We start from the raw sequence: 26,211 nt of genomic DNA, 5'->3' as shown, positions 1-26,211 counted from the left end.
GCCTGTGGTCACGCGGCGGTCTCCTCGAATGCGTGGTGGGGGCCATGGCCGACCGACGAGAGGCGCACGATGGTGGCCTCGTCCGCCGCGTCGATCGCAAGCTCGCCGGTGATGCGGCCGTTGGACATGACGATGATCCGGTCCGACAGCTCCATGACTTCCTGCAGGTCGGAGGTGACGAAGAGGATGCCGAGCCCCTCGGCCGCCAGCTCGCGCATGACGCGGAAGACCTCGGCCTTGGCGCCGATGTCGATCCCGCGCGAGGGCTCGTCCATGAGGAGCACTTTGGGGCCGGTCATGAGCGCCTTGCCGATGACGACCTTCTGCTGGTTGCCACCCGACAACGAGGAGACCGGATTGGCGACGTCCGCCACCTTCACCGCCAGGCGCTTGACGTAGTCGGCGATGGTGCGCCGCTCGGCACCGACGTCGAGGTGGAAGAGGCGCACGAACCGGGAGAGGCTGGAAAGGCTCATGTTTTCCGAGACGGGGAGGATCTGCACCAGCCCCTCGGCCTTGCGATCTTCGGGAATGAGGGCGATTCCGGCCTCGATCCGGCCGTGGATCGAGCGGCCGGAGATCTCCCGGCCGGCCAGCACGACCGAGCCGGTGGCCGCCCGCTCGCGGCCGATGATGCAGTCGAACAACTCCGAACGCCCGGCGCCCATGAGGCCGTAGATGCCGACGATCTCGCCCTCCTTGAGCGACAGCGAGACGTGGTCGACCTTGAAGCCCCCGCCCCGCCGCGGCAGCGACACGTCGCTCACCGCGAGGACGGTTGCGCCGTAGTCGTGCGCGACCTCCTTGGCGAAGTCCTTGGAGCGGGCGCCGATCATCGCGCGCACGATCCAATCGACGTCGACGTCGGACATCGGCTGGCTGCCCGTCACCTTGCCGTCGCGCAGCACCGTGATCCAGTCGCCGACCCGCACCAGCTCCTCGAGGCGGTGCGAGATGTAGACGATGGCGGTGCCGGCGGCCTTCAGCTCGCCGATGACGCGAAAGAGGATCTCCACCTCCGCCGCCGACAGCGCCGACGTCGGCTCGTCCATGATGATGACGCGCGCGTCCTGGGAGAGGACCTTGGCGATCTCGACGATCTGCTGCTCGCCGATGCGCAGGTCCGCGACCGGCGTGTCGGGCGGGTTGTCGTGCTCCAGGCGGGCCATCAGCGCGCGCGCCGTCTCCCGCTGGCGGCGGGCGTCGATGTCGATCCCGCCGCGCGTCACCTCGCGGCCGATGAAGATGTTCTCGGCGATCGACATGTTGGGGAAGAGGTTCAGCTCCTGGAAGACGATGCCGATACCGTGGCGCGCGGCGTCCGCGGGGCTCTCGAAGCGGACCGGCGCGCCGTCGACCAGCACCTCCCCCTCGGTCGGACGTTCCACCCCGGCGATGATCTTCATCAAGGTGGATTTCCCCGCCCCGTTCTCGCCGACGAGGACGTTGACCATGCCGCGGCGGACGTCGAAGTCGACGGCGTCGAGCGCGCGGGTGCCGGGGTAGACCTTCGACGCCCCGCGCACGGAGACGACGACGTCGCCCGTCTTGGTGGCCGGTGCACCGCTCACGATGCGGCCTCGATGGTGATCTCGACCGGGGTCACCAGCAGCGTCTCGTCCGCCTTGCGTACGGTGACGGCGCCGATCGCGGTGACGCTCGCCCCCACCAGCGCCTCGCGCGGCAGCCGTTCGAGGACGGTGTCGTAAGCCTCCTGGTTGAGCGCCTTGCCGATGCGCGCGAACTCGATCTGGTTCTCGAAGTCGGTGAACGAGACGAAGGGCAGCACGTCGCGGATCGCGGTGCCGCGGATGACGGGGCCGAGCTGGAGCGTGGCGTCGGCCGCCCCGTCGCCGTCGGTGTCGACGCCGGCGGTCGCAGCGCGCGACTGGGTGTTGGCCTCGACGATCGTGCCTTCGACGCGGACGACGTAGCTGAACGGCGTCCCCTCGCCGCCCTCGCGGTGGCCGTATCGCATCCCCGCTCCCTCCGGCCCGTCGCCGGCGAGGGCGGCGGCGAGGGTGGCGATCGGCACGGCCGTCTGGCGCATGTGGGGCAGCACCCGGCCGGTCCATTCGCCGGCCGACGTCTGCGGCCTGGCCTTGGCCGCCTTGGCGGCCTCGGCCGCCGCCACCAGCTCCGAGGTCTCCACGAACTTGCAGCCCCCGAGCCCGGCCGCCAGCAGCAGCGCGAGACTGAGGCTTCGCACGCATCGGTTCATCGCGTGTCCTCTCGGCAGTCATCGGGACGGTGTCGTGCCCCCGCGCGCCCGGCGCGTGAGGCGGGTGGCGGGGGCGTCGGCGACGGTGCGGCCGGGCACCGGGCCGCGCTCGCCGGTGGAGGCCCGCCGCGGGGCGGGCCGCCGCGGTCAGTCGCCGAGGGCGAAGGTCTCCAGCTTGTCGGCGTTCTCGTCGGTGATGAGGACGAGGTCCATGAGCTGCTTTTCCGGCTGCCCGGTCTCGCCGTTCTTCAGGTAGGCGTCGGCCTGCTCGACGGCCATCTCCGCCTGCCGGTAGGCCGGCTGCAGCACGGTCGCCTTGATACCGCCGTCGCGGATCGAGTCGCGCACGTCGTTCGACCCGTCGAAGCCGACGACGATGACGTCGTCGCGCCCGGCCTGCTGCAACGCGGCCCAGGCGCCCATCGCCATGGTGTCGTTGCCGGAAATGACGCCCTTGATCTCCGGATGCGCCTGCAGGATCGTCTGCATCTTCTGGAAGGCTTCCGGCTGGCTCCAGTTGGCCGATTCCTGCGCGACCATCTCGAGGTCCGGGTACTGGTCGATCACGTCGTGGTAGCCGGCGGAGCGGATGCCCGCGTTGGTGTCGCTCTCCTTGCCGACGAGTTCGGCGTACTTGCCCGCCTCGCCCATCAGCCGCACGAACTCCTCACCGCCGAGCTGCGCACCCTGGTAGTTGTTGGAGACGATCTGCGAGATGGCGATGCCGCTCTCGTTGATCTCCCGATCGATCAGGAAGGACGGGATCCCCGCCTCCTTGGCCTTCTTCACCGGCGCGACCGAGGCGTCGGCCCCCGCGTTGTCGAGGATGATGGCGACCGCGCCGCGGGCGATCGCGGTATCGAAGAGCTGGTTCTGCTTGTTGGGGTCGTCGTCGTGGACGAGGACGAGCGGCTCGTAGCCCAGCTCCTCGGCCTTGGAGGCGGCGCCTTCGGCCTCGGCCTTGAAGAAGGGGTTGTCGTGGCTCGGCGTGATGATGGCCATGATGCCGTCGGCCGAGGCGGTGGCGGGCAGCGCGATGGCAGCGGCCGCCGCGAACGCCGCCGAAAGAAGCTTAGTCGTCAAACGCATGGGTCTCTCCCTCGAAATTTTCGTTGTTGCGCCGGCAGCTTATGGGTGCCGCCGGTCGGACCTGGTCGGGACGGGTCTCACTCCCGTCCCACTGCGCATCCTCAGGTGATGCGCCGGATGCTCTCCATGATTTCGTCCGGCTCGAAGACCCTCTTCCAGTCCGGCTGCATCAGGACGGGCATCGCGTTCTCGATGGCCTTGTTGCAGGCGTCGGAGAACACACCCTCGACCTCCTCGAAGATCACCGCACCGAGGACGTTCATGTGGCCGAGGAGGAAATCGCGCGCGGCCTCCTTGTCGACCCCGCGGGCGACGACTTCGTCCATCGCCTGGCGCATGGCCAACAGCAGCGTCGCGGCGACGGTCTCCGACAGGCCCGGCTCCAGGAGCGCCATCTGCTCCACCGTGACGCGATGCGAGCGCAGGATCGGCTTCCAGATCGTCTTGGCGATCCCCTCGCCGAGCGCGTAGTGCTCCTCCGGCCCCTGCATCAATGCATTGACGATGGACTGCTTGGCCGCGATTCCGCCGAAATGATCCTGCAACGCGGCAAGATCCGGCTCGTCGCCGAAGATCGGCGGGTGGCACGGGTGGGTGACGAAGTAGGTGATGTCCGCGCGCTCCGGCAGGTGGCCGGCGTGCGGCGCCGCAGCGTCGAGCGCGATGACGATGGTGCCGGGGTCGAGCTTGGGGACCAGCGGCCCGGCGACCTTGCCGATCAGCGTGTCGGGAACCGCCAGCACGACGGCCCCGGCCCCGGCGATCGCGGTGTCGAGGTCGACGCAGTCTGCGCCGATGGCGTCTTTCAGGCGCTTCCGGCCGACGTCCGAAACCTCGACATAGGCGACCTCATAGTCGGACCCGACGAGGTTGTTGGCGAGCCTGACCCCCATTTTTCCGCCGGCGCCGAGGAGTGCGATCTTCATTCTAGTCCTCCCTGATTGAGGGGAAGCTCGCTCGCGCTCATCACCTTGTCAACTGGTATCAACTGTCGCGACGCAGGTTGTGCTCACCCCTTAGGCACAACCGCTGTTCCCCCATGCCGTGCAGAGTTCAACTTGTCGCGCAATATACTGTCTCTGCTGTTGATTCTGTCGCCACATTTCGGCACGTTAAACGCTCATTAACCAGACTTTCGCCGCAATTGCGGATGCGCTCTAATGCAATGCGGACTCGGGGTTGTGTCGAGTAGCACTCCAGGTTGAACGACAAGGATATCTTCGTGATCGACGTCGCTTACTCGGTTGTAAACGCGTGGGGTTCCGGATTTCAGGGTGCGATCTCGGTCGAGAACCAAGATCTCACCGCGACCGACGGGTGGCAGATCACCATCCAGTCCACCGCGCCGATCACCTACATCTGGGGTGCGCGGATCGTCTCGCAGACGGGCGATCTCTATGTCATTGAAAATCTGTCCTGGAATGGCGCCGTCCCGCCGGGTGGGGCGGCCAGCATCGGCTTCATCTCCGCCCACAACGGCGCCGGCGGGGAAGTCGTCGCGGTCACGACCGGCGCAGGGACCGCGCCGCCTCCGCCCCCGGTCGTCCCGCAGGTCTCCATCGCCGACGTCACGGTCGACGAAGAGAGCGGCACCGCGACGCTGAGCCTCACCCTCGACCGCGCGGCCACCACCGCGACCAGCGTCGCCTACGCGACCGCCCCCGGCACGGCCGGCGCCGCGGACTTCGTCGCGACCTCCGGCACCGCGACTTTCGCCGCCGGAGCGACACACGCCACCCTCACGGTCGACATCCTCGACGACGCGTCGGCCGAGGGCGCCGAATCGTTCGCGGTGATCCTGTCCGACGCGGTCGGCCTGACCATCGCCGACGGTTCCGCCGCGGTGACGATCGCCCCCAGCGATCCGGTGGTGGTGCCCTCGGTGTCGATCGCCGACCTGACCGTCGACGAGACCGCCGGCATCGCGCGGCTCACCGTCACGCTGAGCGAGCCGACCACCGCGGCGACCAGCGTCACCTATACGGCCACGCCGGGCACCGCCGGTGCGGCCGACTTCGCCGCCGCCACCGGCACGCTGACCTTCGCGCCGGGGGAGACCACCGCGACCGTCGCCGTCACCATCCTCGACGACGGCCTCGTCGAGGGGGACGAAGCCGTCACCGTCACGCTTTCCGGCGCCGTCGGCCTCACCCTCGCCGATCCCGCCGCCTCGCTGACGATCACCGACGACGACACCGCGCCCGCCGTCACACCCGCCGGCATCACCGCCGAGATCGGCCTGCGCGAGTCCTGGACCGGCGGCTACATCGCCGACGCCTCCGTGCACAACGGGACGACCGAGCCGGTCGACGGTTGGACCGTCGAGGTGACGGTGGACGGCACGATCCGCGAGATCTGGAACGCGCGGATCGTCTCGCAGTCGGGCGGCACCTACGTCATCACGAGTATCGACAGCAGCGCCCGCGCCGCCCCCGGCGCCTCCGCCCAATTCGGCCTCGTGGTCGACGGTCCGACCACCGCCATCACGATCGCCGCCCCCTCGCAGGACACACGGGACACCGCCGACGCCCCCCCGGTCGTCCCGCAGGTCTCCATCGCCGACGTCACGGTCGACGAGGACGCCGGCACCGCGGTCCTCACCGTGACGCTGAGCGAGCCCACCACCGTCGCGACCAGTGTCGCCTACGCCTCGACACCCGGCACCGCCGGGGCGGGCGACTTCACCGCTGCCGCCGGCACGCTCGCCTTCGCCCCCGGCGAGACCTCGGCCACGATCACCCTCGCCATCACCGACGACACCGCCACCGAGGACGACGAGACGTTCACCGTCGCCCTCTCCGGCGCCACCGGCCTCACCATCACGGACGGCACCGCCACCGTGACCACCGAAGCCAACGACCCCCCGGTCGTCCCGCAGGTCTCCATCGCCGACGTCACCGTCGACGAGGACGCCGGCACCGCGGTCCTCACCGTGACGCTGAGCGAGCCGACCACCGTCGCGACCAGCGTCGCCTACGCCTCGACCCCCGGCACCGCCGGCGCGGGCGACTTCACCGCCGCCGCCGGCACGCTCGCCTTCGCCCCCGGCGAGACCTCGGCCACGATCACCCTCTCCATCACCGACGACACCGCCACCGAGGACGACGAGACGTTCACCGTCGCCCTCTCCGGCGCCACCGGCCTCACCATCGCGGACGGCACCGCCACCGTGACCATCGAAGCCAACGACCCCCCGGTCGTCCCGCAGGTCTCCATCGCCGACGTCACCGTCGACGAGGACGCCGGCGTCGCGCTGCTCACCGTGACGCTCAGCGAGCCGACCAGCGTCGCCACGAGCGTGGACTTTGCGACGGTCGCCGGGAGCGCGAGCGCGGCCGACTTCGTCGCACGGAGCGGGACGCTGACCTTCGCCGCGGGCGAGACGACCGCGACGCTCGCCATCGACATCGTCGACGATACCGCCACCGAGGGCGACGAGACGTTCACCGTCGCCCTCTCCGGCGCGGACGGCCTGACCATCGAGGGCGGCACCGCCGCGGTGACCATCCAAGCCAACGATCCGCCCGTCGTGCCGCATGTCTTCATCACCGACGCCGCGGTCGACGAAGACGCCGGCAAGGTGACGCTCGCGGTGACGCTGAGCGAGCCCACCACCGTCGCCACCAGCCTCACCTACGCGACGGCGCCCGGCACCGCCGGCCGCTCGGACTATACCGCCGCGTCGGGCGTCCTGGCGTTCGCGGCCGGCGTGACCGCGGGGACCATCACCATCGCCATCGCGGACGATACCGAGACCGAGGGCGACGAGACATTCAGCGTCGTCCTCTCCGACGCGGACGGCCTGACCATCGACGACGGCACCGCAACGGTGACCATCGCCGCCAACGACCCGCCGATCGTACCGGAGGTCTCCATTGCCGACCTCACCGTTGACGAGGATGCCGGCACCGCGCGGCTCACGGTGACGCTCGGCGAGCCGACCACCGTCGCGACCAGCGTATCCTACGCGACCGCCGCCGGCACGGCCGGGGCGGACGATTTCACCGGGGCGGCCGGCACCCTCACCTTCGCCGCCGGCGAGACGAGCGCCACCGTCGCCATCGCGATCACCGACGACACGATCGCCGAGGCGGACGAGAGCTTCACCGTCACCCTCTCGGAGGCGAACGGGCTCCGCCTCGCCGACGACACGGCGACCGTGACGATCGCGGCGAACGACGTCGCCGCCGAGCCGCCGACGCCCTCCATCGCCCCCGCCGTCGCCGTGCAGGAAGGCGACCCGATCGCCTCGGGCTGGCTCTCCACCAGCGGGTCGGACATCGTCGACAGCGCCGGAAACGTCGTCACGTTCACCGGGGTCAACTGGTACGGCGCCGAGACCGCGCGCATGGCCCCCGACGGCCTCGACACGCGCCACTACACCGATGTCCTGGACCAGATGAAGGCGGTGGGCTTCAACTCGATCCGCCTGCCCTTCTCGAACGATACGCTGCGCGAGGGGGCGACGCCGCAGACCATCGACTACTCCGTCAACCCCGAGTTGGAGGGCCTCGACGCGCCGGAGGTGATCGACGCGATCATCGCCTATGCCGGCGAAATCGGGCTGCGCATCATCCTCGACAATCACCGCAACGCGGCCGGCGACAGCGCCTCGGCGAACGGCCTCTGGTACGGCGAAGGCTACACCCAGCAGGATTGGATCGACGATTGGGAGATGCTCGCCGAGCGCTACAAGGACGACCCCACCGTCGCCGCCTTCGACCTCTCCAATGAGCCGCACGCCGCCACCTGGGGCACCGGCGACCCCGCGACCGACTGGCGGCTGGGCGCCGAGAGCGCCATCGAGGCGGTGCACGCGATCAATCCCGAGGTCCTCGTCGTGGTGGAGGGCATCGGCGGATCATACTGGTGGGGGGGCAACCTGACCGGCGTCGCCGACGCGCCGGTGCGCCTCGACGCGAGCGACAAGCTGGTCTACTCGGCGCACGTCTACCCCAACTCGCTCGTCCAGCAGAGCTGGTTCTCGGACCCCGCCTACCCCGCCAACCTGGAGGCGATCTGGGACGAGAACTTCGGTTACATCGCCCAGCAGGACATCGCGCCCGTCCTCGTCGGCGAGTTCGGCTTCGCGCTGGATCAGGCCAAGGACGCCCTCTGGCTCAGCGAGATGATCCCCTACCTCGCCGACAACGGGTTGAGCTTCACCTACTGGGCCTGGAACTCCAACTCCCATGCGATCGGCGGCATCCTGACATCCGACTGGATCACGGTGAACGAGGACAAGCTCGACGCGATCGCCCCCGTCCTCGGCGACCTCATCCCCGCTGGCGGGGCGGACGGCCTGTCGACCACCCCGGTGCAGGTCGAGGTGACCCTGGCCGAGCCTTCCGCGCAGGCGGTCACGGTATATTGGGCGACGGCGGACGGAACCGCCGTCGCGGGAGTCGACTACATTCCAGACGGCGGCATCGTCACCTTCGCCCCCGGCGCCACGAGCGCGACGGTGGAGGTGGAGGTCGTCCGCGACACGCTGGACGAAGGGGACGAGGACTTCTTCGTCTTCCTGACGGACCCCGGCGGGGCGCCGCTGCCGGCGAGCCGGTCGGTGATCACCATCACCGACGACGACGACGTGCCCGCCGCATCGCCCCAGCAAGAGACGCGGGTCGACGAGAACGGTGACGGCTTCCACTCCGAGGGCAGCGTGCGCCAGGCTTGGAACGGGGGTTATGTCGGCGACGTGTTCATCCTGAACGAGACGTCCACGGGCGCGCGCGGCTGGACCGTCGAACTGACGCTGGACGCCACGATCCGCGACATCTGGAATGCCCAGATCGTGTCCCAGGTCGGGAACGTCTACACCATCTCGAACATCGGCGTGAGCGCCAGCATTCCGGCCGAGGGCGAGGCGAAGTTCGGCTTCGTCGCCGACGGGATGACGACCGAATTCGCCGTCAGCGACGTGATCCTCGCCTGACCGCGGCGAGGTCACGCACCGGGCCGCCCCGCCCGCGCGGGCTCAGACGAACCGGTTGACATAGTTCTCCAGGATCTCCTGCCGGCCGGAGCGGGGCTGCGGCTCGATCCCCCGGTCGACGACGCGCGCGGCGATCCCGCCGAGGCCGCCCTCGAGCAGGTCGCCGGTGTCGTCCCATCCGGCGTAGCGTGCGGCGCGAGCGGTCTCCAGGCCGCCGTCTTCCAGCATCGCGGCCGCCGCCTTCAGCCCGCGCGCACACACGTCCATCGCACCGACATGGGCGGCGACGAGATCCTTCGCGTCCAGCGACTGGCGCCGCAGCTTGGCGTCGAAGTTGGTGCCGCCGGTCGTGAAGCCGCCCGCCTTCAACACCTCGTAGTAGGCGAGCGCCACCTCCGGCACGTTGTTGGGGAACTGGTCGGTGTCCCAGCCGGACTGGTAGTCGTTGCGGTTCATGTCGATCGAGCCGAGGACGCCGAGCGTGCGCGCCATGGCGAGCTCGTGCTCGAACGAATGGCCGGCGAGGATCGCGTGGCCCTGCTCGATGTTGAGCTTCACCTCGTTCTCGAGGCCGTATCTCTTCAGGAAGCCGTAGCAGGTGGCGACGTCGTAGTCGTACTGGTGCTTGGTCGGCTCCTGCGGCTTCGGCTCGACGAGGATCTGCCCCTCGAAGCCGATCTTGTGCTTGTAGTCGACCACCAGCGACAGCATCCGGCCCATGTTGTCGAGTTCGCGGCCGAGGTCGGTGTTGAGGAGCGTCTCGTAGCCCTCGCGCCCGCCCCACAGCACGTAGTTCTGCCCGCCGAGCCTATGGGTGGCGTCCATGCAGGCCTTGATGGTCGCCGCGGCGTAGGCGAACACCTCTGGGTCCGGGTTGGTGGCCGCGCCCGACATGAAGCGGCGGTGGGAGAAGAGGTTCGCCGTGCCCCACAGGAGCTTCACCTTCGCGCGCTCCATCTTGGCGGCAAAGACGTCGACCATCTCGTCGAGGTTGCGCTTCGACTCGGCGAAGTTCGCCCCCTCCGGCCGCACGTCCGCGTCGTGGAAGCAGAAGAAGGGGACGCCGAGGATCGCGAAGAGGTCGAACGCGGCGTCCGCCTTGGCGCGGGCGTGGTCCATCGTGTCGCCGAACCAGGGCCGGTCGAAGGTCTGCCCGCCGAAGGGGTCGCCGCCCGGCCAGGCGAACGAGTGCCAGTAGGCGACCGCGAAGCGCAGGTGCGCCTCCAGCGTCTTGCCGCCGACGACCTCGGTCGGGTCATAGTGGCGGAACGCGAGGTCGCCGTCGCCCTCGGGGCCGGCGTAGTGGACGGGCGCGATGCCCTCGAAATACGACATGGGTTCGCTCTTCAAGCGTGGTGCGGCAAAGGCCGCGGGATTGGGTGCCCGCCGTCGGCCGGGCGGGCGCGGGGTCAGGCGGCGGCCGCCTCGCGCGGGTTCTTGCCCAGGATGATCATCGACAGGATGTCGTCCTCGGTGACGTCCTCGACCCGCTCGGTGCCGACGACCTTGCCGTTCTTCATGACGGACACGCGGTCGCACAGGCTCATCATCTCGCGCGTGTCGTGGCTGATGAGGATGATGCCGAGGCCCTGCTTCTTCAGCTCCTCGATCAGCTCCGCCACCATCTGCGTCTCGTGCACGCCGAGCGCCGCAGTCGGCTCGTCCATGATGAGGATCTTGGCGTTGAAATAGACCGCGCGGGCGATGGCGACCGACTGGCGCTGCCCGCCCGAAAGCGCCGCGACAGGCTCCGACAGGCGTTGGAAGTTGGGATTGAGGCGCGCCATGATCTTACGCGTCTCGGCCTCCATCTTGGCGTCGTCGATGAAGCCGAGCGGCGTGACGATCTCGCGCCCGAGGAAGAGGTTGGCGGTCGCGTCGAGGTTGTCGGCGAGAGCGAGCGTCTGGTAGATCGTCTCGATGTTGTAGCGCCGCGCGTCGCGCGGGCTCTCGATGTCGACCTTCTTGCCCTCGATCTGGATGGTGCCCGAATCCATCCGGTAGGCCCCGGACAGGATCTTGATGAGGGTCGACTTGCCGGCGCCGTTGTGGCCCAGGAGGCCGAGCACTTCGCCCGGCCACAGCTTCAGCGACACGTGGTCCACGGCGTGGACGCCGCCGAAGGCGAGGCAAATCGTGTCCATTTCGACGAGCGGCGTATCGGTGCGGGTGGTCATCGGGTCGCTCCCCCTCACTTCACGCCCAGCCGGCGGCGGTAGATGATGTCGATCAGCACCGCGAGCACCAGGACGGTGCCGACGACGATGTTCTGGAACGGCGCGTCGACGCCCACCATCGCCATGCCCGATTGCAACGACTGCATGATGAGCGCGCCGAGGATCGCGCCGTAGATGGTGCCGACGCCGCCCGACAGCGCGGTGCCGCCGATGACCGCCGCCGCGATCACGCGCAGCTCGTCCAGCGTGCCGATGTCGTTGGAGTGGAACGACAGGCGGGCCGAGGCGACGACCGCCGAGATCGCGCACAATGCGCCCATCAGCGCGAAGACCTTCACCGTGAGAAGGCGCGTGTTGATGCCCGACAGCTCCGCCGCGTCCGGGTTGCCGCCGGTGGCGAAGATGTAACGGCCGAGCCGCGTGCGGCGCGCGACAACGGTCATGACGACGGCGATCGCGAGGAGCAGGAGCACCGAGATCGGCAGGCCGTAGGCGGCGACGAAGCCCTCCGGCACCTCCTCGCCCCGCTCGCGGAACATGCGGCGGACGGCGCCCGCCGGGATCTCGTAGGCGTTCAGCATTGCGACGAAGCCGAAAATCGCGCCGACCGCGATCAGCATCATCAGGACCTCGGCCCAGATCGGCTTGACCGGAAACCCGTGCGCCACCTTGGATCGCCGGGCGTTGAAGAGGATCGCCACCGCCGCCACCGAGGCGACCGCCGCCACGATCCACGACGCGTCGACGCCGATGGTACCGGTGATGCCGCCGAACATGCGGTAGGTGTCGTCGAGCGGGCCGATCGTCTGCCCGCTGGTGAGATACCAGGCGACGTTGCGCCACACGAGCAACCCGCCCAGCGTGACGATGAAGGCCGGGATCGTCAGATAGCCGATCAGCCATCCCTGGAAGGCGCCGATCGCGGTGCCGGCGGCGATGCCGACGAGGATGGTGACGACCCACGTCGCCGGATTGCCGAAGCCGAACCCGAGGAGATCCGGCAGCACCCACGTCTGCGTCATCGCCATGATCGCCGAGCAGGTGGCGAGCAACGAGCCGACCGACAGGTCGATGTTGCGGGTGACGATGACGAACACCATGCCGGTCGCCATGATGGCCACCGAAACGGTCTGGATCGTCAGGTTGAAGATGTTGCGCGGGGTGAGAAAACGCCCGCCGGTGAGCAGGTCGAAGGCGACGCACAGGACGACGAAGGCGCCGATCATACCGAGGAGGCGCAGGTCGACCTCCAGCGCTCGGAAGATGCCGCGGCGGGGGCGCTCGGTCGGCGCGCTGGTCGCTGTGTCGGTCATACGTCGCTTCTGAAGAGGAGAGCGGAACGGCCTGCGCCGCCGCGGCGGGCGCGGCGGCGCAGACGCATCATGCGATCAGTTGCAGGGCGCCGGGCCGCCGGAGACGCCCTGGCAGAGCGCGTCCTTCGTGATCCAGCCCGCGTCGACGACCGTCGCGAGGTTCTCCTCGGTGATCGGCACCGGCTTCAGGAACTTGGCCCACAGGGTGTTGCCGCCCGGCGATTCCCACTGCTGCGCCCCCTCGATCCCGCTCATCTCGGCCCCGTTGGCGAGCTCCAGGGCGATTTCCGCCGCCTCGCGGCCGAGGTCGCGCGAATCCTTCCAGACCGACACGGTCTGCGTGCCCTGGGCGATGCGGTTCAGCGCCGCGTGGTCGGCGTCCTGTCCGGAGACGGGGATGCCGTCCATGCCCTGGGAGGTCAGCGCCGCGACCGCGCCGCCGGCTGTGCCGTCGTTGGAGGCGACCACCGCGTCGACGGCGTTGTCCTCGGCGGTGAGGATCTGCTCCATGTTGCGCTGGGCGTTGGCGGGGAGCCAGCCGTCGGTATAGGCCTCGCCGACGATCTTGATCTTACCGGCGTCGATCGCCTCCTGGAGGACCTCCTGCTGACCGCCGCGCAGGAAATCCGCGTTGGGGTCGGTCGGCGAGCCCTTGATCATCACGTAGTTGCCTTCCGGCACCTCGGCGAGCACCGCGCGGGCCTGCATGCGGCCGACCTCGATGTTGTCGAAGGTGAGGTAGAAGGCGCGCGGATCGTCGATCAGGCGGTCGTAGCCGACGACCGGCAGGCCGACGTCCGCCGCGGCCTGCACCGCCGGCTGGATCGCCTGGGAGTCCTGCGCCAGGATGATGAGCGCGTCGACGCCCTGGGCGATCAGGCTCTCGACGTCGGAGAGCTGCTTGGCCGAGGAGGACTGCGCGTCGGTGGAGACGTAGGCGGCGCCGGCCTCGTCGAGCGCGGCCTTGATGGCCGCCTCGTCGGTCTTCCAGCGCTCTTCCTGGAAGTTGGACCAGCTGACGCCGACGGTGAGATCTTGCGCCATGGCCGGGCCGGCGAGGCCCGCGATCAGGGCCGCGGCCAAAAGGGTGTTCTTGGTCACCGGTGTCCTCCCCTCGCCGGGCGGCGCCCGGACGAATCCGTTTCGGTTTGCTCGGATCGTCGCACAATTAGTTCAGCCTGAAAATTAAAAAATCTTTTGCATGTGCGAAATAGCCTTCGCAGTCGCACAATATACGTTCGGACTGGCATAACTCGCGCATAAGGGCATGATGGAGCACCATGTTTGCTTTATCGGCTGAAGGTATGCTGGGCGACGACACCTCCGACCTCGTCAGAACCGGATGCGGGCCCCTGCTCCCGACGGTGACCGAGACGCGCCCTTTGCGTCAGCGTCTGTTCGAGTGCCTGCGTGCCGCCGGCGCCTCCAGCCGCGCCGACCTCGCCCGCTGGCTCGACTGCTCGCCCGCCTCGGTGACGTCCGTCGCCGCCGAGCTGATCGAGGCCGGCCTCGTGCGCGAACTCGACGGCCCGCGCGAAATCGCCCGCGGCCGCCCGCCGGTCTCCCTCGCCGTCGCGCCCGACATCACCAAGGTCGCCGGCATCAAGCTCACCGACGACGCCCATACCGCCGTCGTCATCGACTTTTCCGGCGCCGTCCTCTCCGAGGCGACGATGCCGTCCGCCGCGCACCGCCAGTCGCTCACCGCCACGCTCGACGAGGCCGAGACGCTCCTCGACATGGCGCTCGCCGAGGCCGATCTCAGCCGCGCGGACCTCTCCTGGGTGGGGCTGGGTCTGCCGGGGGTGGTCGACCATGCCAGCGGCGTGGCGCGGTGGTCGCCGCTGCTCACCCAGCGCAACACGCCGCTGCGCGAGGCGTTCGGCGAGCGCATCGGCCTGCCCGTCGCGGTCGACAACGACGCCAACTTGCTGGCACTGGCCGAATTGTGGTTCGGCGCCGGGCGGGCGATGACGGACTTCGCGGTGGTGACGATCGAAAACGGGGTCGGCATGGGGCTGGTGCTGGGCAACCGCGTCTTCCGCGGCGGCACCGGCCTCGGCATGGAGCTCGGCCACACCAAGGTGCAGCTCGACGGGGCACTGTGCCGCTGCGGCAGCCGCGGCTGCCTGGAGGCCTACGTCGCCGACTATGCCCTCGTGCGCGAGGCCCAGACCGCCCTCCACTGGGACCGCGACACGGCGGGGTCGGCCCGCGCCCTCCTCGAAACGCTCTATGCGGAGGCGAAGGCCGGGCACAAGGCGGCGCTCTCCATCTTCAACCGCGCCGGGCGCTATCTCGCGGTGGGGCTCGCCAACGTCACCGAATTGTTCGACCCTCACCTCATCATTCTGTCGGGAGGCGAGATGCGGTTCGACTTCCTCTACGCCGACGCGGTGCTGGCCGAAGTGGAGGCGCTGACCCGCCAGACCGGCCGCGCCCCGCCGAAGATCGAGATCAACGCCTGGGGGGACATGGTGTGGGCGCGCGGGGCCGCCGCGCTCGCCCTCGCCTCGCTGACCGAGCAGCTCCTCGGCGAGACCCGGCCGGGAGGCGCGCCGTGACGCGCCGCCGCCTCCTCCTGCTGGCGCTCCTCGCTGCCGGCCCGGCGACCGCCGCCTCCGGCACGCCGCCCGCACCCGCGGAGCCGGGCCCGCAGGTCCCGCGGTTCGAGGACGCGTCGGGCGCCCTCCCCGGCCCGCCGCACGCCTACGCCGGCGGGTGGGAGCATTTCGTCGGTGGCGGCGTCGCCGTGTTCGACTGCAACGGCGACGCGCGGCCCGATATCGTCGCCGCCGGCGGCACCGCCCCCGCGCGGCTCTACGTGAACGCGTCCGCGCCCGGCGCCATGGCCTTCACCGCCGGCGTGCTCCCCGCGCTCGGCGAGACCACCGGCGTCTGGCCGCTCGACATCGACGGCGACGGCCGGCTCGACCTCGCGGTCCTGTCGGTCGGCACCAACCATCTCCTGCGCGGCGACGGTGCCTGCGGCTTCGCCGACGCCTCGGCCGACTGGAGCTTCGACGGCGGGGACCGCTGGAGCACCGCATTCAGTGCCACGTTCGAGGCCGGCCGCGACCACCCGACGCTCGCCATCGGCAACTACGTCGACCGCACCGACCCCGCCGGCCCGTTCGAGGCGTGCGACGTCAACGCCCTCTACCGCTGGGAGGGCGCGGGCTACGCGCCCCCCGTCACGCTGGAGCCGGGCTTTTGCGCCCTGTCGATGCTCTTCTCCGACCATGCGCGCCGGGGCACCGCGGACCTGCGCGTCTCCAACGACCGGCACTATTATGTGCGTGGCGGCTCCGAGCAGATGTGGCACATGCCCGGCCTGACCCCGATGGGGCCCGAGGACGGGTTCGACCCGGTCTCGATCTGGGGCATGGGGATCGCCAGTCGCGACCTCACCGGCGACGGCCTGCCGGAGATCGTGCTCACCTCGATGGGCGACCAGCTGATGATGCTGGCCGAGCCCGGCGGGTGGCGCCCCGCGCCCTATTCCATCGGCACTTACGCGCAGCGCCCCTTCCTCGGCGACGACGGGCGCCCCTCCACCGGCTGGCACGCCGAGTTCGCGGACGTGAACAACGACGCTCTGGCCGACCTCTTCATCGCCAAGGGCAACGTCGACCAGATGCCGACGAACGCCATGGAGGACCCCAACAACCTCCTGCTGCAACGGGCCGACGGCACCTTCGAGGAAGCGGCCGACCGGGCCGGGATCGCCACGGTCGAGCGCGCCCGAGGCGCCGCGCTGGAAGACTTCGACGGCGACGGCGCACTCGACCTCGTCGTCGTCAACCGCCGGGCACCGTTGGAGCTGTGGCGCAATGCCGGCGTCGCGGGCCGCGCGGTGCGGGTGGAGGTGCGGCAGGACGGGCCGAACCCCTTCGCGGTCGGTGCCTTCGTGGAGCGGCGCCGGCCGGACGGCACCCTGGAGCCGGTGGAGATCACCGTCGGCGGCGGCCACGGCGGCGGCCGCGCCGGCCCGGTCCACTTCGGCATCGCCGACGCCGACGCCGCGCAAATCCGCGTCGTCTGGCCGGACGGAACGGCCTCACCGTTCGTCAGCGTCGCGGCCGGGCGGGCGGTGCTTCACCGCACTGCCACGGGGATCGACCTGCGATAGTCTAGCGCTCCACCTTCAGCCCGCTCGGCACTTCGGCCGGGATGCCGAGGCGCCCGCCTAGCGCGACCGGATCACTCAGCGTTTCCAGGAAGGCGATCAGCGCGGCGATGTCCGTCCCGTCGAGCGGCACCCCGCCCTCGACGGCGGCGGCGCGGATGAGCGAGACCTCGGCGGCATCGTCCAGCGCGTCCCAGTCCGATGCGCCGGGGAGCTCCGGCAGGCGCGCCGCGGTCCGGTCGTAGTGCGACAGCGCGTCGGCGGGGGTGGCATGGTCGGCGAGGAAGGCGGCGAGGTCGTCGTGGGCGCCGGCGTGACCCCAGGGGCCGGTGCGCGCCACGTTGCGAAGCGAGGGGGTGCGGAACTTGTAGGCGTCGTCCGGGTGGCCGGTCACCTCCATGCGCCCTTCGTCGCGGCGGTGGCGCTCGAACCTGGCGCCCTTGCCGGGGCCGATCTGCGGCGCGCCCATGGCGTGGAAGGCGTGGTCGGTCAGGAACGGGCCGCGGTGGCATGCGGCGCACCCGGCCGCGCCGTAGAACAACCCCTGGCCGCGCGCCGCCGCCCCGGTCGCGACCCGCTCGCCCCGCAGCACCGCGTCGAACGGGGCGTCGTCGGAGCGCCACTCGAAGGCGACGAAGGCCGCCACGGCGTTGGAGATGTCGGTGAAGGCGATCGGCCGGCCGGCGGCGATCTCCGGATAGGCCGCCCGGAACATCTCGGCATATCGCGGGATCGCGGCGACGCGGCCGGCGATGATGTCCCACGCGCCGCCGGCTCCCGCGAGCCGCCCCAGCCGCACCGCGCGGCTGACGTCGCTTTCGGAATAATGGCCCGCCATCTCGTCCGGCGAGAGGACCGGGAACATCGTCTGCGCCGAGAGGACGCTGTCGAACCCGGCCTCCATGTCGGCCCCCAGCGGGGTGCGCAGGCCGGTGGGCCGCGACGGGTCTTCCTCGATGCGCCCGTCGTGGAAGAGGACGGTGAACTCGCGCGCGCCCAGGTTGAAGAGCGCCTGCGCGTTGCGCGGCACCCGCTGCTCGGGGACGTTGTCCGGGTCGACGACGCGGTCCGGCCCCAGCCCGATGCCACCCTCGCCCAGCGACAGCGCCATCCCGTCGCTGGTGCCGAAGCGCGGGTGATGGCACGTCGCGCACGAGATATTGCGATTGCCCGACAGGATCGGGTCGTAGAACAGGAGCTGGCCCAGCCGCGCGGCAGCCGCCTCCACCGGCCGATAGTCGGCGTCGACGACGGCGCGCGGCAGGGCGGTCTCGCCGCGCGGCTCGGCCCCCGCGGTCGCCCGCGCCACCCCCACGGCCACGATCGCCGAGACCAACGCCAGCATGATGTGAGACGTCGTGGTTTTCATGACAGGTCGCAGCCTAGCACACGCGCAGTGATATTTCACAATCTATCGCAGCGGGCGAATATATCCGGGTTTCGGCGAATTTTGCCAAGTCTTCGGCCGCCGTGGACTTGACGGCACTTCCGGATACGCGTGCATGCTACTTTTCCGAGTATCATTTGCAGTCTCACTTGTTTCGTGAACGGAGGTCGCCGTGTCCATGCCCGCAAGCCTAGACCTGTCTGCCGACTGGCATAGCCCTCCGCAGACCACCGAGCGGCCGGGCGAAGGTGTCCCCGCCGCGCAACGCGTCCTCGCCGAGCTGCGCGACATGATCATCCGCGGCGACCTCGCGCCCGGCTCACGCATCGTCGAGCGCACCCTCTGCGCCCGGCTCCACGTCTCCCGCACCCCCATGCGCGAGGCGCTGAAGCTCCTCGAGATCGACGGGCTGATCGAGATCTCGCAGAACCGCGGCGCACGTGTGCTGGAGTTCACGCCGGGCGAGGCGCTGGAGCTGTTCGAGGTGCTGTCCAGCTTGGAGGGGGTCGCCGCGGAGCTCGCCACGCAGCGGATGACGGAGAGCATGGCCTCCTACATCGGCACCCTGCACGAGGCGATGCGAACGCACTACACCGCCCGCGACCGCGACGCCTATTTCGACTGCAACAGCCTGATTCACGAGGCGATCGTCGAGGCGGCGGGCAACCGCACCCTGCTCGCCACCTGGCACAGCCTGATGCGCCGGGCCCAGCGCGGGCGCTACATGGCAATCGTATCGGCGACACGCTGGCACCAGGCGATGGACGAGCACGAGGCGCTGATGGCCGCCCTCCACGCCCGCGACGCCGCCGAGGCCGGCCGGGTGTGGCGCCTCCACCTGATGCACACCGGCGAGACCATCGCCGGCGTCATGACGGACGCCGCGCCCGCCGGCCGCGATTAGCGAGGCGGCCACGGCCGGTGGCCCCGCCGTGCCCCCCGCACGACGAGCCGCACCGAGCCCGCCGATCAGCGCGCCAGCGTCTCGATGACCTCGCGGATCATCGCCTCGGCCTCGCCGTCGTCGTCGACGAGGCCGTCGATCTCCAGGAGGTTGCGCAGGATCACCGAGCCCAGCATCAGCCCCATCAGCACCGCCGCCCGCTGACGCTTGGGCTCCTGTAGACGCTCGCGCAGCGGCGCGAGCATGTTCGTCTCCAGCCGGTCCTTGATGATCGACTTGGCGGTCGCGTTGGAGAACGAGTGGAGCACGATCTTCAGCCGCTTCACGTTCGGCGCGGGCGTGTCCTTGCGTTCGAACAGGACGTCGGTGAAGGAATCGGCGAGGTTTTCCTCGCTGCGCACACTGGCGTGCGAATCGCAGAAGACGTGATCCATCACCGCCACGAACAGCCCCTCCTTGGAGCCGAAGCTGCGGTGCACCAGCGCCACGTCGATGCCGACGTCCCGCGCGATCCGGCGCAGCGAGACCGCATCGTAGGAGTTGGCCGCGAACGCGTTCACCGCCGCTTCGAGGATGCGGGCCTGCGTGGCCTCCGACGCGCCGCGGTGCTGCACCTGCTTTCCCCTCTCGGTGGTGTCTCGAATGCGCACCTTGCCCAGCTTGCATTCGATTGGAAGTCAAACGAATTGACCGATTGCGTGTCAACACCTGTTGACCGGACGATCCCGCGCACCTAGATGGCGCCCAGTTCACGGTCCGGTGGGGTGCGCCAGCGGTCGTCCTCGGTACCGGTGGTCCGCCTCGTCGCGGGCCGGCCGGCGCCCGGGAGCGGCCCCGCGCCCCCTCCCGGCGCCGTGTCCCGCCGGTCGCTGTGCCATACCTCTGAAACAGGTTCCGTCCGTATGAGTTCTCCCCCCACGGCCGCCGCCGACGCCGCGCGATGCGTGCGCCGCATCGCGGTCCGTCTCGCGCTTCTGGCGGGCCCGCTCGCCGCCGCCGGCTTGCCGCTCTCCGGCCCGGCGTCGGCCCAGGAGCCGCTGGTGGTCGAATTCGTGACGGTGGAGACGAGGCCGGTCTCGACCCGCTACGAGGCCACCGGAGAAGTCGCCGCGCGCGAGACCATCAGCGCCGCCTTCCCGGACGGGGGCCGCGTGGTGGAGGTCCATTTCGACGAGGGCGACCGGGTGAAGGCCGGCACGGTGCTCGCCCGGATCGACGATACGCAGCAGCGCGAGAGCCTCAACGCCGCCCAGGCGACGCTGCGTGCCGAAGAGGCGACCCTCTCGGAGGCGAAGGCCGACGAGGCGCGCCAGGCCCGCTTGCTGGACCGCGGCTTCACCACCCGCGCCACCCGCGACACCGCGTTGCAGACATTGCGCGCCGCCCAGAGCGCCGTCGCCCAGGCACGCGCCGAGGTCGAGCAGGCGCAGACCGACCTCGACGATACCGTGCTCAAAGCCCCGGTCGACGCCGTCGTCACCGACCGCACGGCCGAGGAGGGGCAGGTGCTAGGCGCCGCCGAGGCCGCCTTCACCCTCGCCCCCCAAGGCCAGCTCGACGCGGTCTTCGACGTGCCCGATTCGCTCTTTATCGACCCGCCCGCCCGCTTCGATATCTCGCTGCGCCTCATCGAGGATCCGGCCGTCGAGATGACCGGCGAGGTGCGCGAGGTCTCCCCCCTCGTCAACGAGGAGACCGGCGCGGTGGAGATCACCGTCACGATCACCGACCCGCCCGCCGGCGTTCAGATCGGCGCGCCGATCCGTGGGGCGATCACCCTTCCGGCGCGCCCCGTCATCCAGCTCCCCTGGACGGCGCTGACCGCCACGGACAGCGGTCTTGCGGTCTGGATCGTCGGCGACGACGAGACCGTCTCGCTGCGCAACATCGAGGTGAGCCGCTTCGAGACCGGGCGCTTCACGGTCGCCGCCGGCCTCGAAGTCGGTGAAACGGTGGTCGGCGAGGGGTCGAGCTTCGTCTTTCCCGGCCGGCACGTCGTCGCCGCGCAGGTGCGGCCGTGAGGGCCGCGCTCGCCGCCCTGGCGGTGGCCGCGCTGACGCTGGCCGGCTGCCAGGAGGAGCACGAGGCCGCACCGACGCCGCCGCGCCCCGTCATCTCCGAGATCCTCAGCCTCGCCCCGCTCGACACCTCCTCCTGGGTGGGCACGATCGCCCCGCGCATCGAGACCGATCTCGCCTTCCAGGTCACCGGCCGCGTCGTCGAACGCCTCGTCGACGTCGGCGACGTCGTCTCCCGCGGCGAGGTCGTCGCCCGGCTCGACATCGAGGAGCTGACCGCGGCCGAGCGGTCCGCCGAGGCGAGCCTCGCCCAGGCCGAGGCGCAGTTCGTCAGCGCCCGCGACAATGCGGGCCGCACCCGCCAGCTCTTCGAACGCGAAGTCGAATCCCAGGCCAACGTCGAGGATGCCGACCAGCAGGTCGCGGTGGCGCGCTCGCAGGTGGAGCGGGCCCGCGCCCAGCTCGCCCAGGCCCGCGACCGGCGCGAGGACGCCACGCTCGAGGCCAGCATGAACGGCGTCGTGACCCGCGCCCCCGTCTCCGCCGGCGCCACCGTCTCCGCCGGCCAGGCCGTCCTGCGCCTCGCCGGCACCGAAGACCTCGAGGCCGTCATCGACCTCTCCGAGCCCGCCCTCGCCACCATCGACGACGACGCCGCCTTCGTGGTCGCGCTGGAGGCGGCGCGCGACGTGACCACCGTCGGCCGCCTGGATTCGGTCGAGCCGGTCGCCGAGGAATCCACCCGCACCCGCCGCGTCCACATCGCGCTGGACGATGCGCCGCCCGCCTTCCGCCTCGGCTCCCTCATCTCCGCCCGGCTGAAGACGGAGGCCGACGCCGTCCTCTCCCTGCCCACCGCGGCGCTCTTCGAGCGGGACGGCGCGACGATGGCGTGGCGGGTCGAGCGGCCGGCCGGCATCGTCCACGCGGTGCCGGTGGAATTGGGCGCCACCTACGGCCCGCGCACGCAGCTCGCCGGCGGCCTCGCCGAGGGCGACGAGGTCATCACCCGCGGGGTTCACAGCCTCGAGGACGGCGCGAGCGTCGGCGAGAGGATTGCACAGTGAAGGGTTTCAACCTGTCCGACTGGGCTCTGCGGCATCGTTCGCTGGTCTGGTACTTCATGATCGCCTCGCTGATCGCCGGGGCGATGGCCTATATGTCGCTCGGCCGGGCCGAGGACCCGAACTTCACCATCAAGACGATGGTGATCGCCGCCGCCCTCCCCGGCGCCAGCATCGATCAGACGCTGAACCAGGTCACCGACCGCATCGAGCGGGAGCTGGAAGACCTCGACGAACTGGACGTCTCCCGCTCCATCACCACCCCCGGCCAGACGGTCGTCTACGTCGACCTGTTGCCGACCACGCCCGCCAAGGAGATCCCCGGGATCTGGCAGCGCGTGCGCAACATGATGAACGACATTCGCGGCGAGTTCCCCGAGGAATTCTCCGGCTTCCAGTTCAACGACACGTTCGGCGACGTATTCGGCAACCTCTACGCCTTCACCGCCGACGGCTTCTCCCGGCGCGAGCTGCGCGACTATGTCGAGGACGTGCGTATCCGTCTCCAGGGCCTCGCCGACGCGGGCAAGATCGAGATGTTCGGCGAGCGCGACGAGCGCATCTTCCTGGAGTTCTCGCCCGCCCGCCTCGCCGCCTTCGGCATCGACCGCGACCAGGTGATCGAGACGCTCTCGGCGCAGAACGCCATCGTCCAGTCCGGCGTCATCAATGCCGGACCGGAGCGCGTGCTGGTGCGCGTCGGGGGCCAGTTCTCCAGCGAGGACAGCCTGGAGGCCGTCAACCTGCGCGTCGACGGGCGATTCTATCGCCTGACCGATATCGCCGAGATCCGCCGCGGCTACGTCGACCCGCCGGAAAACATCTTCCGCCTGGACGGCCGGGAGGCCATCGGCCTCGCCGTCGGCATGCGTGACGGGGCCAACATCCTGGAGTACGGCGAGGCGCTGCAGGCCGAGCTCGACGCCGCGGTGGCCGATCTGCCGGTCGGCATAAGGGTGACCCAGGTCGCCAACCAGCCCCATGTCGTCGACGAGGCGGTCGGCCACTTCGTCCAGGCGCTGATCGAGGCGGTGGCGATCGTCCTTCTGGTGAGCTTCGTCAGCCTCGGCGTGCGGGCCGGCCTCGTCGTCACGCTGACGATCCCGCTGGTCCTCGCCATCACCTTCCTCGTGATGCAGCAATACGGCATCGTCCTGCAACGCATCTCGCTGGGCGCGCTGATCATCGCGCTCGGCCTGTTGGTGGACGACGCGATGATCGCCATCGAGACGATGATCTCGCGCCTGGAGGTCGGCGAGAGTCTCGAGAAGGCCGCGTCCTACGCCTGGACGTCGATCGCCTTCCCGATGCTGTCCGGCACGCTCGTCACCGTCGCCGGCTTCATTCCGATCGGCCTCAACAACTCCAACGCGGGCGAGTTCACCTTCTCGCTCTTCATCGTCATCGCCGTGTCGCTGCTCGTCTCGTGGATCGTCGCGGTGCTGTTCGCGCCGCTGATCGGCGTCACCATGCTGCCCAAGAAGCTGAAGCACGCGCACCAGCCGCCGGGCCGGGTTCGCCGCACTTTCCAGCGCGTCCTGCTGCTGGCGATGCGCTTCCGCTGGATCACCATCGTCACCACGGTCGCCCTTTTCGCGGCCTCGGTCGTGGGCATGTCCCAGGTGCAGCAGCAGTTCTTTCCCACCTCGGACCGGCCGGAGGTGATCATCGACGTCACCTTGCCGCGCAACAGCTCCATCGCCGGCACCGACGCGGTGATGCAGCGCCTGGAGGCCTACCTCGCCGAGCAGGAGGAGGTGGAGTTCTTCACCACCTATGTGGGCCAGAGCGCGCCCCGCTTCATCCTCTCCTACGACGTGCAGACCGCCGGCCCCTACATGGGCCAGATCGTGGTGCAGACCGCCTCGGTCGAGGCCCGCGACCGGCTGAAGGCCAAGGTCGACAAGCTGGGGCTGGAGGAGATCCCCGGCGCCGACGTCTTCGTCAAGAACCTCGAGGTCGGCCCGCCGGTCGGGCGGCCGGTGCAGTATCGCCTCTCCGGCCCGAATCCGGAGGTCGTGCGCAAGCATGCCCGCGATCTCGCCTCGCTGATGGGCGCCGACCCGCATCTGAAGGACGTCGTCCTCGACTGGGAGGAGCCCGCCCGCGTCATCCGCGTGGAGATCGTGCAGGACAAGGCGCGCCAGCTCGGCGTCTCGCCGCGGGAGATCGCACAGTCCCTCCAGGCCGTCTATGAAGGCGTGACGGTGACCGAGCTGCGCGACGACATCTACCTCGTCGACATCGTCGGCCGCGGGGCGGAGGCGGAGCGCACGTCGGTGGAATCGCTCTACGACCTGCAGATCGCCCGGTCGGATGGCGATTCCATCCCCCTGTCGAGCCTCGCCGCCTTCCGCTTCGACTCCGAGCCCCCGATCGTCCAGCAGCGCAACCGCCGGCCGACGATCACCGCCAAGGCGTCCGTCGCCACCGCCGACCAGCCCGCCGCCATCGTCACCCTGTTGGCGGACAAGATCGCCGCCTTCCAGGCGGACCTTCCGACCGGTTACCACGTCGAGGTCGGAGGAGCGGTGGAGGAGAGCGCGGAGTCGCAAGGGCCGATCGCCGCCGTGGTGCCGTTGATGGTGGTCATCATGCTGACCCTCATCATGTTGCAGATGCAGGGCTTCCGCCTCGGCTTCATCGTGCTGTGTGCGGCGCCGCTGGGGCTCATCGGCGTGGTCGCCGCGTTGCTGCCCTCCGGCACGCCGCTGGGCTTCGTCGCCATCCTCGGCGTCCTGGCGCTCGTCGGCATCCTGATCCGCAACTCGCTGATCCTGATCCATGAGGTGGAGGTGATCCACGCCTCCGGCGCGTCGCGCTGGGAGGCGGTGTTCCGCGCCTCGGACTCGCGCGCCCGGCCGATCGCCCTGACCGCCGCCGCCGCGAGCCTGGCGCTGATCCCCATCGCCCGGCAGATCTTCTGGGGGCCGATGGCGGTGGCGATGATGGGCGGCATCATCGCCGGCACGGCGATCACGCTCCTCTTTATCCCCGCGCTCTACCTGGCGGTCTTCCGCGTCCCGCGCGAGGATCCGGGCGAGACGATCGCCCACGCCGACGAACCGGTGACCCCGCCCCGCGACGGCCCCGACGCCGCGCCGAGCGAGGCCCCCACCGCTCCGGGCGCGACACCCGCATCGGAAACGCCATGACCCGTCCTGCCGACGCACCGGATCCCGCTCCGCTCGCCGTGGTCACCGGGGGCGCCGGCGGCATCGGCCGCCACCTCGTCGGCGCGCTCACCGAGGCGGGATACCGCGTGGCCTTCACCCACCACGCGACCCCGCACGAGGCCGCCGCGGCCGCCGCCGAAGAGACCGCGCGTGGTCACGACGTCGCCGCCTATGCCTGCGATGCCGGCGATGAGACGCAGGTCGCCCGCTTCTATGACGCCCTGGAGCGCGACTACGCGGCCGCGCCCGCCCTCCTCGTCAACAATGCCGGCGTGCAGGTCCTGGCGCCGCTCCTCGACCTCGCCGTCGACGATTGGGACCGCGTCGTGCGCACCCATTTGCGCGGCACCTTCCTCAACACCCAGTCGGCGGCCCGCGCCATGGTCGCCCACGAGCAACCCGGCGCGATCGTCAACATCGGCTCCGGTTGCAACAAGCTCGCCTTCCCCGGCCTCGTCGGCTACACCGCGGCCAAGGGCGGGATCGAGCAATTCACCAAGGTCGCCGCCGTCGAGCTGGGCCCGCACGGCATCCGCGTCAACTGCGTCGCGCCCGGCGCCATCGAGGTCGACCGCACCGCCGGCAGCACCGCGGATTACGGCGCCAAGTGGGGCGCGGTCACGCCGCTGCGCCGCGTCGGTCGCCCGGCCGACATCGCCGGTCCGGTGCTCTTCTTCGCGTCCCCGGCCGCGAGCTACGTCACCGGGCAGACCTTGTGGGTCGACGGCGGCGTCTTCTCGCGGCCCGTGTGGCCCGAGGCGGAGGGCTGAGGCCGCCCCCCGACGCCCCCTTTCC

General features: G+C 70.2%; 18 protein-coding genes. 8 read left to right on the top strand and 10 right to left on the bottom strand.

The window, feature by feature from the left end:
• Positions 1-8: 8 nt before the first annotated feature.
• From MRB58_RS21505 to MRB58_RS21490, 4 genes are all read right to left on the bottom strand, one after another.
• Complete coding sequence (locus tag MRB58_RS21505; RefSeq protein WP_244779124.1) at positions 9-1,571, bottom strand: sugar ABC transporter ATP-binding protein; 1,563 nt, start codon at positions 1,569-1,571, stop codon at positions 9-11.
• A complete protein-coding gene (locus MRB58_RS21500) occupies positions 1,568-2,221 on the bottom strand; it encodes a DUF2291 family protein (protein ID WP_244779123.1) in 654 nt (217 codons plus the stop codon). Before MRB58_RS21500 ends, MRB58_RS21505 begins: the two co-directional genes overlap by 4 nt.
• Positions 2,222-2,368: 147 nt before the next feature.
• Positions 2,369-3,310 carry a D-ribose ABC transporter substrate-binding protein gene (locus tag MRB58_RS21495; RefSeq protein ID WP_244779122.1) on the bottom strand — a complete coding sequence of 314 codons (942 nt, stop codon included), beginning with the start codon at positions 3,308-3,310 and terminating at the stop codon, positions 2,369-2,371.
• Positions 3,311-3,411: 101 nt separating this feature from the next.
• Positions 3,412-4,236 (bottom strand): phosphogluconate dehydrogenase C-terminal domain-containing protein, encoded by an 825-nt coding sequence (locus MRB58_RS21490; protein WP_244779121.1) that lies wholly within the window; start codon positions 4,234-4,236, stop codon positions 3,412-3,414.
• A gap of 296 nt (positions 4,237-4,532) precedes the next feature.
• Between MRB58_RS21490 and MRB58_RS21480 the strand changes: the two genes are divergently transcribed.
• Positions 4,533-9,248 (top strand): Calx-beta domain-containing protein, encoded by a 4,716-nt coding sequence (locus tag MRB58_RS21480; protein ID WP_305853212.1) that lies wholly within the window; start codon positions 4,533-4,535, stop codon positions 9,246-9,248.
• 42 nt (positions 9,249-9,290) lie between these two features.
• On the opposite strand, the gene xylA is transcribed toward MRB58_RS21480, so the two are convergent.
• The 4 genes from xylA to xylF form a co-directional block, all read right to left on the bottom strand.
• Positions 9,291-10,583, bottom strand: a complete 1,293-nt coding sequence (gene xylA, locus MRB58_RS21475; RefSeq protein ID WP_244779120.1) for a xylose isomerase — start codon at positions 10,581-10,583, stop codon at positions 9,291-9,293.
• A gap of 74 nt (positions 10,584-10,657) precedes the next feature.
• A complete protein-coding gene (locus MRB58_RS21470) occupies positions 10,658-11,425 on the bottom strand; it encodes an ATP-binding cassette domain-containing protein (RefSeq protein ID WP_244779119.1) in 768 nt (255 codons plus the stop codon).
• Between the two features lie 14 nt (positions 11,426-11,439).
• Positions 11,440-12,738: a sugar ABC transporter permease gene (locus tag MRB58_RS21465; protein WP_244779118.1), complete on the bottom strand. Its 1,299-nt coding sequence runs from the start codon at positions 12,736-12,738 to the stop codon at positions 11,440-11,442.
• A gap of 75 nt (positions 12,739-12,813) precedes the next feature.
• On the bottom strand, positions 12,814-13,782 hold the full coding sequence (xylF, locus tag MRB58_RS21460; protein WP_244782072.1) for a D-xylose ABC transporter substrate-binding protein: 969 nt from the start codon (positions 13,780-13,782) through the stop codon (positions 12,814-12,816).
• A 338-nt stretch (positions 13,783-14,120) separates the two neighbouring features.
• Between xylF and MRB58_RS21455 the strand changes: the two genes are divergently transcribed.
• Together MRB58_RS21455 and MRB58_RS21450 are read left to right on the top strand one after the other, a co-directional pair.
• Positions 14,121-15,302 (top strand): ROK family protein, encoded by a 1,182-nt coding sequence (locus tag MRB58_RS21455; RefSeq protein WP_244779117.1) that lies wholly within the window; start codon positions 14,121-14,123, stop codon positions 15,300-15,302.
• Complete coding sequence (locus tag MRB58_RS21450) at positions 15,299-16,870, top strand: CRTAC1 family protein (RefSeq protein WP_244779116.1); 1,572 nt, start codon at positions 15,299-15,301, stop codon at positions 16,868-16,870. The genes MRB58_RS21455 and MRB58_RS21450 overlap by 4 nt, the downstream gene beginning before the upstream one ends.
• Position 16,871: 1 nt before the next feature.
• Here MRB58_RS21450 and MRB58_RS21445 read toward each other — a convergent pair whose 3' ends face one another.
• Entirely contained in the window at positions 16,872-18,236 is a 1,365-nt protein-coding gene (locus MRB58_RS21445; protein ID WP_244779115.1) for a cytochrome-c peroxidase, read from the bottom strand.
• A gap of 196 nt (positions 18,237-18,432) precedes the next feature.
• Here MRB58_RS21445 and MRB58_RS21440 point away from each other — a divergent pair, with 196 nt between their 5' ends.
• Positions 18,433-19,158, top strand: coding sequence for a GntR family transcriptional regulator (locus tag MRB58_RS21440; RefSeq protein ID WP_244779114.1), 726 nt, complete (start codon positions 18,433-18,435; stop codon positions 19,156-19,158).
• A gap of 65 nt (positions 19,159-19,223) precedes the next feature.
• Here MRB58_RS21440 and MRB58_RS21435 read toward each other — a convergent pair whose 3' ends face one another.
• On the bottom strand, positions 19,224-19,772 hold the full coding sequence (locus tag MRB58_RS21435) for a TetR/AcrR family transcriptional regulator (protein WP_244779113.1): 549 nt from the start codon (positions 19,770-19,772) through the stop codon (positions 19,224-19,226).
• A gap of 288 nt (positions 19,773-20,060) precedes the next feature.
• Between MRB58_RS21435 and MRB58_RS21430 the strand changes: the two genes are divergently transcribed.
• From MRB58_RS21430 to MRB58_RS21415, 4 genes are read left to right on the top strand one after another with little or no spacing between them, the layout of a single operon-like run.
• Positions 20,061-21,179: an efflux RND transporter periplasmic adaptor subunit gene (locus MRB58_RS21430; RefSeq protein ID WP_244779112.1), complete on the top strand. Its 1,119-nt coding sequence runs from the start codon at positions 20,061-20,063 to the stop codon at positions 21,177-21,179.
• Positions 21,176-22,243: an efflux RND transporter periplasmic adaptor subunit gene (locus MRB58_RS21425; protein WP_244779111.1), complete on the top strand. Its 1,068-nt coding sequence runs from the start codon at positions 21,176-21,178 to the stop codon at positions 22,241-22,243. Before MRB58_RS21430 ends, MRB58_RS21425 begins: the two co-directional genes overlap by 4 nt.
• Entirely contained in the window at positions 22,240-25,395 is a 3,156-nt protein-coding gene (locus MRB58_RS21420; RefSeq protein WP_256461690.1) for an efflux RND transporter permease subunit, read from the top strand. The genes MRB58_RS21425 and MRB58_RS21420 overlap by 4 nt, the downstream gene beginning before the upstream one ends.
• Positions 25,392-26,186, top strand: a complete 795-nt coding sequence (locus MRB58_RS21415; RefSeq protein ID WP_244779110.1) for an SDR family NAD(P)-dependent oxidoreductase — start codon at positions 25,392-25,394, stop codon at positions 26,184-26,186. Before MRB58_RS21420 ends, MRB58_RS21415 begins: the two co-directional genes overlap by 4 nt.
• Positions 26,187-26,211 lie beyond the last annotated feature (25 nt).

Source organism: Acuticoccus sp. I52.16.1, assembly GCF_022865125.1.
GTDB lineage: Bacteria > Pseudomonadota > Alphaproteobacteria > Rhizobiales > Amorphaceae > Acuticoccus.
This window is presented reverse-complemented; position numbering and strand designations above follow the sequence as displayed.

Excerpts from the sequence above, each read along its gene's own strand:
- MRB58_RS21430 (WP_244779112.1), top strand. The coding sequence starts at position 20,061 with ATGAGTTCTCCCCCCACGGCCGCCGCCGACGCCGCGCGATGCGTGCGC.
- MRB58_RS21465 (WP_244779118.1), bottom strand. The coding sequence starts at position 12,738 with ATGACCGACACAGCGACCAGCGCGCCGACCGAGCGCCCCCGCCGCGGC.
- MRB58_RS21440 (WP_244779114.1), top strand. The coding sequence starts at position 18,433 with ATGCCCGCAAGCCTAGACCTGTCTGCCGACTGGCATAGCCCTCCGCAG.
- MRB58_RS21490 (WP_244779121.1), bottom strand. The coding sequence starts at position 4,236 with ATGAAGATCGCACTCCTCGGCGCCGGCGGAAAAATGGGGGTCAGGCTC.
- MRB58_RS21445 (WP_244779115.1), bottom strand. The coding sequence starts at position 18,236 with ATGAAAACCACGACGTCTCACATCATGCTGGCGTTGGTCTCGGCGATC.
- xylA (WP_244779120.1), bottom strand. The coding sequence starts at position 10,583 with ATGTCGTATTTCGAGGGCATCGCGCCCGTCCACTACGCCGGCCCCGAG.
- MRB58_RS21415 (WP_244779110.1), top strand. The coding sequence starts at position 25,392 with ATGACCCGTCCTGCCGACGCACCGGATCCCGCTCCGCTCGCCGTGGTC.
- MRB58_RS21495 (WP_244779122.1), bottom strand. The coding sequence starts at position 3,310 with ATGCGTTTGACGACTAAGCTTCTTTCGGCGGCGTTCGCGGCGGCCGCT.
- MRB58_RS21500 (WP_244779123.1), bottom strand. The coding sequence starts at position 2,221 with ATGAACCGATGCGTGCGAAGCCTCAGTCTCGCGCTGCTGCTGGCGGCC.
- xylF (WP_244782072.1), bottom strand. The coding sequence starts at position 13,782 with ATGGCGCAAGATCTCACCGTCGGCGTCAGCTGGTCCAACTTCCAGGAA.
- MRB58_RS21470 (WP_244779119.1), bottom strand. The coding sequence starts at position 11,425 with ATGACCACCCGCACCGATACGCCGCTCGTCGAAATGGACACGATTTGC.